Annotated in this window: 17 protein-coding genes; 8 read left to right on the forward strand and 9 right to left on the reverse strand. The window is 62.7% G+C overall.

Going from position 1 to position 13,206, the window contains the following annotated elements:
* Positions 1 to 109: 109 nt before the first annotated feature.
* Together ACQP2D_RS34235 and ACQP2D_RS34240 are read right to left on the reverse strand one after the other, a co-directional pair.
* The gene (locus tag ACQP2D_RS34235; RefSeq protein WP_433680064.1) at positions 110 to 1,168 is read right to left on the reverse strand and encodes a sulfate ABC transporter substrate-binding protein; all 1,059 of its coding nucleotides are present in this window, start codon (positions 1,166 to 1,168) and stop codon (positions 110 to 112) included.
* Positions 1,169 to 1,335: 167 nt separating this feature from the next.
* Positions 1,336 to 1,425: an Ms4533A family Cys-rich leader peptide gene (locus ACQP2D_RS34240; RefSeq protein WP_309546086.1), complete on the reverse strand. Its 90-nt coding sequence runs from the start codon at positions 1,423 to 1,425 to the stop codon at positions 1,336 to 1,338.
* A gap of 106 nt (positions 1,426 to 1,531) precedes the next feature.
* Here ACQP2D_RS34240 and ACQP2D_RS34245 point away from each other — a divergent pair, with 106 nt between their 5' ends.
* Positions 1,532 to 2,593, forward strand: a complete 1,062-nt coding sequence (locus ACQP2D_RS34245; protein WP_433680065.1) for a M48 family metallopeptidase — start codon at positions 1,532 to 1,534, stop codon at positions 2,591 to 2,593.
* A 312-nt stretch (positions 2,594 to 2,905) separates the two neighbouring features.
* Positions 2,906 to 3,535, forward strand: a complete 630-nt coding sequence (locus ACQP2D_RS34250) for an antibiotic biosynthesis monooxygenase family protein (protein ID WP_433680066.1) — start codon at positions 2,906 to 2,908, stop codon at positions 3,533 to 3,535.
* Between the two features lie 62 nt (positions 3,536 to 3,597).
* On the opposite strand, the gene ACQP2D_RS34255 is transcribed toward ACQP2D_RS34250, so the two are convergent.
* From ACQP2D_RS34255 to ACQP2D_RS34280, 6 genes are all read right to left on the reverse strand, one after another.
* Positions 3,598 to 4,062, reverse strand: a complete 465-nt coding sequence (locus ACQP2D_RS34255; RefSeq protein ID WP_433680067.1) for a hypothetical protein — start codon at positions 4,060 to 4,062, stop codon at positions 3,598 to 3,600.
* 386 nt (positions 4,063 to 4,448) lie between these two features.
* Positions 4,449 to 4,865: an NUDIX domain-containing protein gene (locus tag ACQP2D_RS34260; protein ID WP_433680068.1), complete on the reverse strand. Its 417-nt coding sequence runs from the start codon at positions 4,863 to 4,865 to the stop codon at positions 4,449 to 4,451.
* Positions 4,866 to 4,920: 55 nt separating this feature from the next.
* Positions 4,921 to 5,388 (reverse strand): hypothetical protein, encoded by a 468-nt coding sequence (locus tag ACQP2D_RS34265; RefSeq protein WP_433680069.1) that lies wholly within the window; start codon positions 5,386 to 5,388, stop codon positions 4,921 to 4,923.
* 56 nt (positions 5,389 to 5,444) lie between these two features.
* The gene (locus tag ACQP2D_RS34270; RefSeq protein WP_433680070.1) at positions 5,445 to 7,370 is read right to left on the reverse strand and encodes a hypothetical protein; all 1,926 of its coding nucleotides are present in this window, start codon (positions 7,368 to 7,370) and stop codon (positions 5,445 to 5,447) included.
* Between the two features lie 426 nt (positions 7,371 to 7,796).
* Positions 7,797 to 8,009 (reverse strand): DUF397 domain-containing protein, encoded by a 213-nt coding sequence (locus ACQP2D_RS34275; RefSeq protein ID WP_433680071.1) that lies wholly within the window; start codon positions 8,007 to 8,009, stop codon positions 7,797 to 7,799.
* Positions 8,006 to 8,881, reverse strand: a complete 876-nt coding sequence (locus ACQP2D_RS34280) for a helix-turn-helix domain-containing protein (protein ID WP_433680072.1) — start codon at positions 8,879 to 8,881, stop codon at positions 8,006 to 8,008. The genes ACQP2D_RS34275 and ACQP2D_RS34280 overlap by 4 nt, the downstream gene beginning before the upstream one ends.
* 269 nt (positions 8,882 to 9,150) lie before the next feature.
* Between ACQP2D_RS34280 and ACQP2D_RS34285 the strand changes: the two genes are divergently transcribed.
* The 5 genes from ACQP2D_RS34285 to ACQP2D_RS34305 are packed head-to-tail and all read left to right on the forward strand — an operon-like array spanning position 9,151 to position 10,577.
* The gene (locus ACQP2D_RS34285) at positions 9,151 to 9,510 is read left to right on the forward strand and encodes a hypothetical protein (protein ID WP_433680073.1); all 360 of its coding nucleotides are present in this window, start codon (positions 9,151 to 9,153) and stop codon (positions 9,508 to 9,510) included.
* Positions 9,510 to 9,854: a hypothetical protein gene (locus ACQP2D_RS34290; protein ID WP_433680074.1), complete on the forward strand. Its 345-nt coding sequence runs from the start codon at positions 9,510 to 9,512 to the stop codon at positions 9,852 to 9,854. Before ACQP2D_RS34285 ends, ACQP2D_RS34290 begins: the two co-directional genes overlap by 1 nt.
* A 14-nt stretch (positions 9,855 to 9,868) precedes the next feature.
* On the forward strand, positions 9,869 to 10,123 hold the full coding sequence (locus ACQP2D_RS34295) for a hypothetical protein (RefSeq protein WP_433680075.1): 255 nt from the start codon (positions 9,869 to 9,871) through the stop codon (positions 10,121 to 10,123).
* Entirely contained in the window at positions 10,120 to 10,428 is a 309-nt protein-coding gene (locus tag ACQP2D_RS34300) for a hypothetical protein (protein ID WP_433680076.1), read from the forward strand. Before ACQP2D_RS34295 ends, ACQP2D_RS34300 begins: the two co-directional genes overlap by 4 nt.
* Positions 10,425 to 10,577, forward strand: a complete 153-nt coding sequence (locus tag ACQP2D_RS34305; RefSeq protein ID WP_433680077.1) for a hypothetical protein — start codon at positions 10,425 to 10,427, stop codon at positions 10,575 to 10,577. Before ACQP2D_RS34300 ends, ACQP2D_RS34305 begins: the two co-directional genes overlap by 4 nt.
* Before the next feature lie 148 nt (positions 10,578 to 10,725).
* On the opposite strand, the gene ACQP2D_RS34310 is transcribed toward ACQP2D_RS34305, so the two are convergent.
* Positions 10,726 to 11,034, reverse strand: coding sequence for a hypothetical protein (locus ACQP2D_RS34310; RefSeq protein ID WP_433680078.1), 309 nt, complete (start codon positions 11,032 to 11,034; stop codon positions 10,726 to 10,728).
* Between the two features lie 182 nt (positions 11,035 to 11,216).
* Here ACQP2D_RS34310 and ACQP2D_RS34315 point away from each other — a divergent pair, with 182 nt between their 5' ends.
* A complete protein-coding gene (locus tag ACQP2D_RS34315) occupies positions 11,217 to 13,202 on the forward strand; it encodes a glycoside hydrolase family 15 protein (RefSeq protein ID WP_433680080.1) in 1,986 nt (661 codons plus the stop codon).
* The last annotated feature ends 4 nt before the right edge of the window (positions 13,203 to 13,206 follow it).

Raw genomic sequence — 13,206 nt, forward strand, 5'->3', positions numbered from 1 at the left:
TCGTCCAGTATCCCGTGTAGATGTGCGGCGCGCGCGAGGCCCTTTGTGGTTCACAAGCTGCCTCTTCCAGGCCGATCGCGCACGCCGCGGGGTATTTCAGCGCGCCGAATTACTTGGTGGCCTTGTCGTAGATGACCGCGACGGACCCGGTGTTCGCGGTGAACAGCTCCTTGTCGACGGTCTTCCAGCCACCGAGGTCGGCGATCGTCCACAGCTTCTGCGGAGTCGGGAAGTCCTTGGCGTAGTCGGCGGCCACCTTCGGGTCGACCGGGCGGAATCCGGCCGAGGCCCAGGCCTTCTGTCCCGCCGTGGTGAACAGGAAGTCGCGGAAGGCGCTGGCCAGCTCCAGATGCTTGCTGTTCTTCAGCACCGCGACCGGGTTCTCGATCTTGAAGGTGGTCGGCGGCACGATGTGCTCGATCTGATCGCCATTGCGCTCGGAGAAGATCGCCTCGTTCTCATAGCTCAGCAGCACGTCACCGGTGCCCTGCAGGAAGGTCTCGGTCGCTTCGCGGCCCGACTTCGGCTGCACCTGCACATGCTCCTTGGAGATGAGCTGGCTAAGGTAGTCCAGACCCGCCTGCGGGTTCTTGCCGCCATCGCTCTTGGCCGCGTACGGGGCGAGCAGGTTCCACTTGGCCGAGCCGGAGCTGAACGGGTTCGGGGTGACCACCTGGATGCCCGGCTCGAGCAGATCGTCCCAGTCCTTGATGCCCTTCGGGTTGCCCTTGCGCACGACGATCGCGACCACCGAGCCGAACGGAATTCCCTTGGTGGCGTCGGCATTCCAGCTCGGGTCGACCAGACCGGCGTCGACGAGGCGGGTGATATCGGGTTCGACCGAGAAGTTGACGATATCGGCCTCGGCACCGTCCTTGACCTTGCGGGACTGATCGCCCGACGCGCCGTAGGAGCCGTTGATCTGGACGCCCTTGCCCTTATCGGTCTTGTTGAATTCGGGGACGACCTTGTCGAAGCCCGGCTTGGGGACGGCGTAGGCGTAGAGGTTGAGAGTGCCACCGCTGCCGTCGGCACCACCACCGCCCACGGTGTCACTGGCTCCGCCACCGCACGCGGTGAGCACGACGGCGGCGACCGCGGTCAGCGCGGCGACCACCGGGCGACGGTGCGATCGGGACGATCCAAAGAACAAGGACCTGGGTGACATGGGTGGAACCTTTCCTATGTGCTCCGCCACGACGTGGACTAGGGGTCGCGACGGTCGAACTGCGGCACGACTACCGACCGAGGGGTCGTTGGGGTTCGAACACTGCTGCGAAAAGTTTGCGCGCCAGTTTAGAAAGAGAATGGGTGCACAGCAGTGCCCGGCGCCGATCAGCGACAGAGAATGTCCGCGACCGCGAGATTGCCGACAGCGATCAACGCCAATTCATGGCGGACCTGCGGGACGGCACTCGAAGACACGGGCAGACTGTAGCAGAGGAAACGTCACCAGTTCGAATCAACGCTAGCTCTCCGCTTGCAGGCCGCAAAAACCGACAAAGTTCCAGGAAGAGGGGGGTTTCATCCCATGACTACCAGCCCGGACCGGGTACGGACCAGGTTCCCGGATATCAGCACGCGCGCGTGGGAGCATCCCGCCGACCGCACCGCCCTGGTGACGCTGCGCTCACTCGCCGGGTTCGACACCATTCTGCGCACCCTGTCCGGTTTGCTTCAGGAACGCCAGCATCGGCTGCTCTACCTCGCCACCGCGGTGCGCGTGGACGAGCGCCAGTTCCGCTCGCTGCACCAGTTGCGTCAGGACTGTATGGAGATCCTGGACGCGCGCACCACACCCGAGATGTTCGTGCTGCAGAGCCCGCAGGTGAATGCCTTCACCATCGGCATGGACCAGCCGTTCATCGTGCTGACCACCGGACTGATCGATCTGATGGATACCGAGGAGCTGCGCTTCATCGTCGGCCACGAACTCGGGCACGCGCTGTCCGGACACGCGGTGTACCGCACCATGCTCATGCATCTGCTGCGCATCTCGGCCAATCTGGGCTGGATGCCGGTGGGCGGCTGGGCCCTGCGCGCGATCGTGGCCGCGCTGATGGAGTGGAGCCGCAAGTCCGAACTCTCCGGCGACCGCGCCGGGCTGCTGTGCGGCCAGGATGTGGAGGCGTCGGTGCGGGTGCATATGAAGACCGCGGGCGGCACCTGGATCAAGGAGATGAACCACGGCGCGTTCCTGCAGCAGGCCGACGACTACGAGCGCTCCGGCGATCTGCGCGACGGCGTGCTCAAGCTGCTCAATCTGGAACTGCAGAGCCATCCGTTCTCGGTGCTGCGGGCCGCGGAACTGCGCCGCTGGATCCAGTCCGGCGACTACAACCGCATGCTCGGCGGCGACTACCCGCGCCGCGAACACGATAAGACCACCAAGATCAGTGATGAGATCAAAGAGGCCGCGCGCACCTACCGACAGAACTTCGACCAGTCCGAAGACCCGCTGATCCGCACCGTGCGCAACTTGGGCCGCGATGTCGGGTCCGCGGTGAGCACGGTGGGACACGAGGTCGGCGAAACCGTCTCCAAGATCGGCAAGCGCTTCGGATTCGGCGGAGACAAGGACGCCTCCGCCTAGATCCTTGGGCTTTTCTCTAGTCCTCGCCGAGCGCCTGCGTCCGGGCGCTGAACGAGCGACCGAGCCTCGTTACCTCGGCGCGATCTCCGGCAGCACGGTCGGGGTGGTTTTGCCGCTCGGCGAGCGACGTTTGCCCTCGGCCAGCACAGCACGCCGGCCCAGGCGGGCACGTTGATCCGCCTGGGGCGCCGCTCGATTCCCCGCTCGAACCTGGCGTGGCGCACTCCTGTATCGAGGTCGTCTTACGAATCGGGCTCGGCAATGTCCGGATCATCTTGACCTGCAGTGTGGTTGAGGTTTCACGATGGTGCGGTGACTGATAACGGAATCACCCTGATCGACGCGTGGGAACTGCCCGAGGATCGGATGGACGAGTTCATCGCACGCTGGCGGGAACGCGTCGGGCTCATCCACGCCGCCCCCGGTTTCCGGGATGCGCGGCTGCACCGCAGACTGTCCCCGGAGTCCCGGGTCGGCCTGGTCAATGTGGCGCACTGGGACAGCATCGAAGCCCGGGACGAGGCGCTGGCGAATCCCGCGTTCACCGGGTCGGCAGCCACCGCGACCGGCTATGCCACCGTGCACGGCGGCTGGTACCAGGTGGCGGCCGAATTCCGCACGGCGGGAAACGGTTCAGGCGAGGAGCCCGGAATCACTTTCGTCAACACCTTCGAGCTGCCCGCCGAGCGGATCGATGAATTCCTGCCGCACTGGCTCGACCGCGCAGAGCTGATGAGCAAGGCGCCCGGCTTCCGGGACAACCGGCTGCACCGTGCGGTTGCCCCGGACGCTCGCTTCCAACTGGTCAACATCGCGCATTGGGACAGCCCCGAAGCATGGCACACCGCAGGCAGCGACCCCCGCTTCCAGCAGCGCCTGTCCGCCTCCCCCGACTTCGCCGTCGCCAACCCCGCACTCTTCCGTGTTGCCGCCGAGTTCTGAGTGTGGCTCGGAACACCCGGTCACGACCTACATCGCCGATCTGAACGAGCGCGGCGACTTCATCACCACCGGCGGCCGCGCACGAAACCGATGACACCGCCGACGAATACGACCGTGCCACCGATCCCGATCAACGCCGCGCCGCCGAGCAGGGTGCCGCCTACCAGGACCCAGATCCCGATGCCGATCGCCGCGACACCGCCGACGCCGAAGGCGAGCACCTGCCCGCGGATGAGGGCCGCTCCGAGTGGAATCATGGTGGCACCGAGCGCGACTGCGGCCAGACCGACGACCCAGTGTCCGGTGACGAGTGAACCGATCCCCACGAGAACTGGGGCGAGGACCAGGCTGGAGAGCGCGGGTACGAAGCCTTCGGTATCCGGAAAGTCAGCACGAGCCCACCCGATGACAGCCCCCGTTCCCGCGCCGCCGACGAGGATCGCGAAGAGGCTCGCGACGATGCCGGCCGTTGTATCTCCGCGGGAGAACGCGGCGATTCCGATGACCAGCCCGGTAAGGGCGCTCATCACGATCGGGATCCATTTGTCTGGGAACGGCCGAGATTCACTGACGAAAAGACGGTCGCCGAGCTTCGGTGCCCACTGTCGGTTCCCCCGCGACAGCTTCGATCGCGTGGCGAGAGGATTGATCATCCCTTTCGTGTCCCCGGCAGCGATCGCTCGCTCGAGTCGCGCACGCACGGCACCCGCGTCCTGTGGATCCATCCCTGGATCGTCGCGCCCCCGCCGTTCCCGGTCAACAGGGTGTCATGCCCGCGGACACCGTCGCGCCCCTATCGTCATCCACCGGAGAGCCTGCGCCACACTGAGATTCGTCAGCATGAACTTCGACGACCGACCTGGTATGCACGGAGATCTATTGAGGCTGTTCACACTTCGAACGAGTGCCCCCGTCAACCGTTCCACGGATACCAGACGGACCGAGCGGCGCTGGCGACGACATCCTTCAGCGCGCGAGGCCGCAGGTCGGTTGCGTGGAGTTGATGTATTGGTAGCCAGACGAATTCGAGATGTTCTTCCTGACTCTCGGGAGTGCCGTCCAGCTCTGTGTTGAAAATCAAGTTGATCTCGTGGTGGGCGGTCCCGTTGTCGGTATACCGATGCTCGACAACTCCGGCGAAGCCAACGATCCGACTGGTAGTGCCGAGTTCTTCGGCAAGTTCGCGAACGAGCGCGGCTTCGATCGGTTCGCCGGGCTCGACGTGCCCGCCCGGCAGGAACACCCAGCTGTTGCCGCGCTCGCGGGCGACAAGTAGACGATTGTCGTCACTAACGATTGCGCGAGTAAGGATTTCGGTCGCCACGCTCATCGAATCCTCCATGTCGGTGGGTGCTGCTACCGCATGAGCTGCTACCCAGCAGCATTCAGACGCTGCGGAACTCGATGTGGACTATTCGAGTATCCGCAGTACGTTCATCCACCACGACCTCGCGGATCATCGACTTTCCCTTCGGTGAGAGGAACGTGTCCTGGGCAGATTGAACATTCGGCGACGACGCCAGATCGGGCCCGGCAATCGTTGTCACAAGGGATGTCACGTACAGCTTGTCGAAAGCGGCTACGAATCGAGTCTGCTCCAACATCGAGCTGAAATCAGCGGGCGACATCTCCACAGCTATTTGGTACTTTCTGTTGCGTATGATCTCCCTCTTGACCAGAAGAATTTTCCCGTTCGCAGGGAGCACCCATCCGCCGTATTCGATTGCTTCCTTCACCAGCTCCGGACTGGTCGATGTCTCGACATCCGGCTCCATAGCGCTGTCGATAACACTGTCGCATCCGGTCCCGACAAGCGAAACCACAGCAAGTATGCCGACGATCAGGAGACGCACTGCCCACCGTGGAATTCTCATCAAACGGCCCTCATCGATCCGGATCGGTGACGGTGTCATCGTGGCTGCGTCTGCCCGGTCCCGGTCGGCAGGTCAAGTAAGGCATTAGCGGACAGAACCCCCTCATGGTGTTTGATCGTCGATGAACCGAGCATATTGAATTCCCACGCCAATCCAGCCGTATGCAAGGCGCCCAGTTGGCGATCCGTCCATTCTACACCAGCGATTTTGGTTTTCTTGTTGCCATCCCAGTTGTAGCGGTCGAACAGGTGGCTCTGATAATCGAGTGTGACACGCGGCTGCGCACCTTCAGCGTCCGGTGAGTGAACAGTGACCACCCCGCAGGCGCATGCTTCGACTGAGCCTATTGCCAGATACCAGTCGCGATTAGAAAATGTATAATCTTTCCATTCCGACTGGAACGAAATCGATTTGCTATAGTTGGCTGCGTCGCTGGCGACCTTCCGGACAACATCGGTCACAATGCCGTCGACGTGGTACTTCAGTCCAGGCTCATCATTCATTATCTTATCCGGATCGAGCTGCAGGTCTTTTCCGGTGTTCTCGAGATAGTGATTCAGATGACGGCCTGCGTTGGGCAGGCCCGCGGCATCTGCACCAGCTGCGGCACCGATCGCTACATCCAGGAATTTATAGTCGTCATAGCGGCTATACCACGGTTGCGAACCATGCGGCCCCTGCCCGGGGTCTGTCGGTGGCGGTGTCGGCATTCCCGGGATCTGAGGGGCCATCAGAGCCCTCCGAACATTAAGCTGGTACCCATTGCTTCGATCTCTTTTGTTATGCCGCGATGTAATCGAAGAGTGGCGTGACCAATCGGAATTGTTAGGCCACATGACGGAGCCAATGCTACCCTCCCACCATATGTTGTCGCCGAATCCATACTTTGTAACGCCCAAATCGACTACAATCTTGTCTGGAATTTCGAAATCGCTTACATTGCATGATGGCACCGCGCGACCGGGAACGTAATCCAGCGCTTGGGAAATCTTTTCGATAATCATCGTCATTGCATTCCGCCGAGACTCCGCCGACTTCGTCAGGGTATCGACTGCCGAGGCAATCTCGGACCTAATGGTTCCTCTGATCGGTTTATTTATATACGGTGCCCACACACCAAGCGGGAAGGTGCCTTCGAAATAGGATATCGGCTGCAGTATTCCGCCACTGATACCCATCGCCTGGTTGTAAACCAAACGCTCGAGACAGGCGCCTGCATTCTCAACGATCTTAGACACCACGTCCAGATCGACACTTCGCCCGGCAACCGATTGTGCGAGGGCATTTGCGCTTGCTCCGAATGTCTGTGACGCATCCCCGGACCAGCTACTTTGCAGCCATCTGGTGCCGCTGATGAGGTTCTCCGAAGTGACATAGTCGTTGATTCCGAGCAGGCCGATCCGCTTGCCGATGGCTTGCAACGCCTCCCAGTCCGCTACCAACGGAGAAAGGTAGTCTGCAGCAGGCTTGACACCGACCGCTTCGCTGAACCGTTCGTCGTAGGAGGAAATCAGGTTGATAGCCGCCGTGACCACCTGACGGACCGTGTACGAATTCTCCGGAATCTCCGGCAGGCCGGGCAGCTGCAGACCACTGAATCGACTGACGCCTTGATCACCGCCCGATGAAGCGAATGCGCCCGAGTTCCCGAAGGCATTCGTTGATGCGGCCGAAATCGCGTTCGAGGTTGCATCGTCGGTCGCTTGATACGTGGTCGCCGCAGTGGCTAGGTTCGTGCCAAGAGTGCCGATTGTGGTCAGGTCAATCCCTTGCGCTGCGAAGACCGCGCTCTGAAACTTCTCGAATGACGGTGCAAGAGTTGCGATGAGTCCCGTCGAGCCGACGGGAAGGGCCGCCGCGGACAGCAAGCGGGAAGCGTTCGACGAAAAGTTTGTTCCCATGTCTTGCAGATCCAACTTGAATCCGGCAAGACGGGTCGCATCAACTGTGAAGTTATCCACGCCGCCTCCGGAGTGCTCCAGCCAGAGTGTCGTGAGTTCGAACTACCACATCCCCTTCACCGGGGCCGTGCTGGAACTCGTTGGCACGCACAGACATTGGATCCCGCCCCCTTCATGATCTCCGAGGAAGAGTATACAGGTCAGCGAGCCGGGGCGTGTTGGGCTGCGGGTCGGACGAATAGATGGGGTGAGAGGTGTTGTACCAGCGTGGCTCGCACCGCGGCGATTGGTGTTCGCGCTGGTACGCACACAGAGAGAATCCAGAGATCCGGGTGCACACCGGGGCTGAGCGATCGCTGCGGATGCGCCCTTGACATGACGGCGGGGCTAGGGACGCCCGCCAGACACATAGAGAATGAAATGGTAACGGCCCCAGTCTATTACGTATCAGACCGAGGCCGTTGCCCGTAGTAGGCCGGGAAACCGTTACGCGGTGGGTCGGGTGAACTCACCGTCTTTCGCGCCTGCCGTGAAGGCATCCCACTCGCTGGGGGTGAACACCAGCGCTGGGCCGTTGGGATTCTTCGAGTCTCGGACGCCGACGTGCCCGGCTTCCAGCCAGGCTACTTCGACGCATTCCTGCTGACCGCCACTATGCGTCGATTTGAACCACTGTGCGCCGACTAGACCGATAATCACTGTTCGTATCTCCTTGCTATTTTCCTGATTCGATCCCGAGATGGCTGTTCTTCCAGCGAAGCTTGTTGGAGAGTTTCGTGGAGTGCGCGAAAGCGCTTCACATCTTCGGCGTCATCGAATGTCATTGTGCCAATGGCAGCTTCGGTGTGAACCACAGAGGGTTCGTTGTCGGGAAAGTCGAGCAAGATGTGTGGCGGCATCACGCTCCCGGTCGGGAGACCAGCTGTGAACGGAAGCACACGGATCGTCACGTTGTCGCGGGTACTCAGATCGGCAATGTGCCGCAGCTGGGTGCCCATGATCTGGCTGGATCCAACGAGCGTGTAGAGAATGTTCTCCTGCAACAAGAATTCCGCTCGAACCGGCAGGTGCTGTCGGGCGAGAATTCTCGTCCGCTGCATTCGGAGATCCACCCGGTTATTGATCTCGTCCAGCGAGTCGTCCGGCCGGTGCAGCCGTTCCAAAGTCCGGGCATAGTCCGCTGTTTGCAGCAGACCGGGTATGACGATCGGCTGATAGAACCAGAATTCCGACGCGAACGATTCCAGCTCTAGATACGTGTTGAATCGTGGCAAGATCAGGTGCCGATAGTCCTGGTACCACACCTTGGTACTGGCTTCGCTCGCAAGCGCTTTCAGGTAGTCGATCCGCGCTTCCGGTAGGCAGTAGTACCGGCTGAGGTAATCGACTTCCATATCCCGGACCCTCGCGTACTGCCCCAACTCGATTCGACTCAGCGTAGCGCGGCTGATCCTGGTCGCTGCCGCTACCTGATCAAGTGTCAAACCTCGCGCCTGGCGCGCATCTCGTAGTGCTCGCCCCAGCTGACGACGCGGAAGTGTCGTGCTGCTGAGGTCTGCCTTGCTCGGCATTATTGGCCCCCTGCTTTCTCAACCGATACACCAAATGTTTCTCAGTCGGAGAGCCAGGCTAGATGACTCTCAAGAATCATGCTGGGCGTTTGCGCCTCTTCTCTGGACCCGCACACAGAGACCCCGCGCCGCGACCGACGCGCGCCACCATATGGCCACAGCCGAGCAACGCAGAAGGCTGAACAGCCGGAACTCGGGTTCGGGCAGGAGGCGTCGGACTGCGAGGTTCCCTCACTATCGAAGGCATCAGGACCATGACGAACGAACAAGTGACAGAAGCAGTTACAGGATATGACGGTACTCGACCGAAGGCGGTCGGCTTGGTGCGCGGTGAGGTGTCGGGACTGGACGCACCCCGGCACGCTGTCGCGATCCAACGGCATGCCCGCGCCCTTGGCTATCAGTACATCTATACCGTGCGTCCCCCGCAGGATGCCCCCGATCCGATCGGCTACGCGCTCGGTATCGCGGCGGGGCTGGGTGCGGTGGCGATCGGGGTCTTCGATTTGGCCCACGTCGACAACCAACCCGCGCGGGTCTGCGAGGACTTCGACCTCGAAACCGTATGCCCCGCAACGACATGGGCGCGGACCGTGCGCACGGCCACCGTCGAGGCAGGGGCGGCGTGATGTCCGACGAGAACACGATCGTGATACCGCCCGGGGTGTGCGGGTACGCCGATATCGAGTTGGCGCACGAGCAGATGCGCGCCCAACGCGCCTGCCGCCTCGGGCGGTGTGTGTGGAAGGCGGCGGCGTATTACACGCTGGTCGACGCGGGCCGACTCGCGCCGCAATCGCTGACTCCGCGCGAACGAGCCGCCGCGCGGGGTATCCGGTTCCCGCCCCTGGGCAGCGAGCCACTCGTAGCTGGCGGGCCGACGTATCGAACCCTGTGCGAGGTGCTGGACCGGCTCTCGGAGCTGGGATTACCGGTCCCCAGTGCGGGTACGAACGTCGGCGGCCACGGGTAGCGCCGGAGCCCGGGATGAGCGAGCATCGCACGGAGGTAGACGGCTGGCAGGCGATCTGGCGGCTCGACCGCCAACACATTCGAATGATGCTGGTGCGCAACGCATCCGAATCGCAACCGCTGATGTCGGTAAGCACTGTGGCCGCCGCACCGGACCTGGCGCAGATGCGTGAGCAGTTCCCGCGGCTGTCCCGGTTGTGGGACGCGGTACGACACGAGTACTGGGCGGAATGCCTCGCACCCCAAGAGCATTCGCAAGGCACGATATGAACGAGGGGCATCTCAACGAAATCGAGCTCGCCCGCCTGGCCGATGGTCTGCGGAACCTACCGGAACGGACCCCGGAACCCGTCGAAGAACCCAGCGCGTGGCTGCAACACGACGACGGCACCTGGAGCCCCGTCTACCCGGACGGCCGGACCGGCACCCCGTTCTCCTATGCCCAGATGATCGCGTTCAAGGGCGAGGACATCGGGACACTACTCGAAGCGCTGGTCGAGGCCGGGTTGGTAACCGACATCCAACCGGGCACCATCGACGTATTCGAACCGAAAGCAACCGAACCTACCGAATGAACAGACACCTCACTCCGGAAGACGTCAATGATCTGCGGCGGGAAGTGCGCGACGAGTTCGCGGAAGTGAAGACAACGCTGGCCGAGCACGGCAGCCTGCTACGGGAAATCCTCGACAGGCTGCCCCGCGAACAGGCCGAATACCGATAGCGCCCTCGGGCAATGTGGTGACGGTCTCGTTCGGACAATCGTTGTCGGGATACCTCGCCCCGAGCACGATGTCAGCGCGTGAACAACCACGCGATGACGATGAGAACCAGCAGAGCGACGAGAGCGAGCTGAACCCGTGAGCGCGGCATCAAAGCGCTCCGCTCTGTGCGATCTCGCGCACCGGGACCGGCGGCCCGACGAGTTCGGGAATCAGGGTGGGTTCCGCGGTCACGACATCCTCAGGTGTCAGGGCTGTCACAGCAGATGTCACGGCCGTCACAGACTCGCTATTGCGGCCGAGCAGTTGCAGGGAGACCCGCAGTACGCGATCCAGGACATAGGCGATGGCGAAGCTGACCGGGACCATACCGACCAGCACCACGATGAATTGCGGGATGAACGGCAACCCCGCGATCCACAGCTCGAAGCCGTCCCACCATCCTGCGATACTGTGCACGCCCCCAGCCTAGCTCTGTCCCATGGCCGCGCCTTAAGCGCGGCGTGTTCGCTCGTAAGACTCGTTCCGTACTGGTCACGTAGGTCGTCATCGTCACGCCTCGGGCCATGGCGTCGACCGATCGTCGGGTCGAACTCGGCGCTGTCGGTGGACGAGATGCTTCAACGGACCGAAGATGAGGTATGGCGTCTACCGATGATCTGACCGTCGACGAGCCTGACGACCTGCCCGCGCTCAGTCAGCTGAAGGTGGGTCGCCACGCCACCTATCCGCCGATCGACGATTACGCATTCCTGTCCGACTGTGAAACGAGCTGCCTGATCGCCAGCAATGGCTCGGTCGAGTGGATGTGTGTGCCCCGGCCCGATTCGCCGAGCATCTTCGGCGCGATGCTCGACCGCAGCGCCGGACACTTCCGGATCGGCCCGTACGGGGTCAATGTGCCCGCCGCGCGCCGGTATCTGCCGGGCGGCATGATCCTGGAAACCACCTGGCAGAGCGAGACGGGCTGGCTGATCGTGCGCGACGCCCTTGTGCTCGGCCCATGGCACAACAATGAGCAGCGCAGCAAGACCCATCGCCGCACGCCGATGGACTGGGACGCCGAGCACGTCCTGCTGCGCACGGTGAAATGCGTGAACGGCACGGTCGAGCTGGAGATGAGCTGCGAACCCGCCTTCGACTACCACCGCGCCCCGGCCCACTGGGAGTACACCGGCAAGGTCTACGAGGAGGCGACCGCGGTGCGCACGCTCGACCCGACCGCGGGCCCGAACCTGGTGCTGACCACCGACCTGCGGCTGGGTCTGGAGGGCCGGGAGGCGCGCGCCAGGACCAGGATGAAGGAGGGCGACGAGGTGTTCGTCGCACTGACCTGGTCGGAGTTGCCCGCACCGCGCACCTTCGAGGACGCGGCGCAGAAGATGTGGCAGACCACCGAGTGCTGGCGGCAGTGGATCACCCTCGGCGATTTCCCGGATCATCCGTGGCGCAACTACTTGCAGCGCAGCGCGCTGACGCTCAAAGGACTCACCTACGCGCCGACCGGTGCGCTGATGGCCGCCGCCACCACCTCCCTACCGGAAACCCCTGGCGGTCAACGCAACTGGGACTACCGCTATACCTGGGTGCGCGATTCCAGTTTCGCGCTGTGGGGCCTGTACACCCTCGGCCTGGACCGCGAGGCCAACGACTTCTTCGCGTTCCTGCGAGACGCCACCACCGGCGATAACGGCGAACCCGTTCCGCTGCAGGTGCTCTACGGCATCGGCGGCGAACGTGAACTCGCCGAGAGCACACTCGACAATCTGACCGGCTACGACGGCGCAAAACCGGTGCGCATCGGCAATGGCGCCTACAACCAGGACCAGCACGATATCTGGGGCACCATGCTGGACGCGGTGTATTTGCACGTGAAGTCCCGCCAGCAGGTGCCGGAATCGCTGTGGCCACTGTTGGAGCGCCAGGTCGAGGCGACCATCAAGCGCTGGCGCGAGCCCGATCGCGGCATCTGGGAAGTCCGCGGCGAGCCACAGCATTTCACCTCCTCGAAGGTGATGTGCTGGGTGGCGCTGGACCGCGGCGCGAAACTGGCCGAATTGCACGGCGAATACGAACGCGCCACCGAGTGGTACGCCATTGCCGACCAGATCAAAGCCGATGTCCTCACCAATGGCGTGAACGACAACGGTGTCTTCACCCAGACCTACGGCGGCGACACGCTGGACGCGTCACTGCTGTTGGTGGTGCTGAACCGTTTCCTGCCGCCCACCGACCACCGGGTGCGCGCCACCGTGCTCTCGATCGCCGACCGGCTCACCGAAAACGGTCTGGTGCTGCGCTATCGGACCGAGACCACCGACGACGGCTTGTCCGGAGCCGAGGGCACCTTCACCATCTGTTCGTTCTGGCTGGTCTCCGCGCTGGTGGAAATCGGCGAAGTGCAACGGGCCCGGCACCTGTGCGAGCGCCTGCTCGGCTATGCCAGCCCGCTGCGGCTCTATGCCGAGGAAATCGATTCGCGCAGTGGACGCCACCTCGGCAATTTCCCGCAGGCCTTCACCCATCTGGCACTGATCAACGCGGTGACGCATGTGATCAGGGCCGAGCAGGCACACACCAGCGGCATGTTCCAACCGGCGCACACACCGGCGATTCACCCGTCCTGACAGA

It is taken from the genome of Nocardia sp. CA-119907, assembly GCF_050955995.1.
In the GTDB taxonomy this organism is placed as follows: domain Bacteria; phylum Actinomycetota; class Actinomycetes; order Mycobacteriales; family Mycobacteriaceae; genus Nocardia.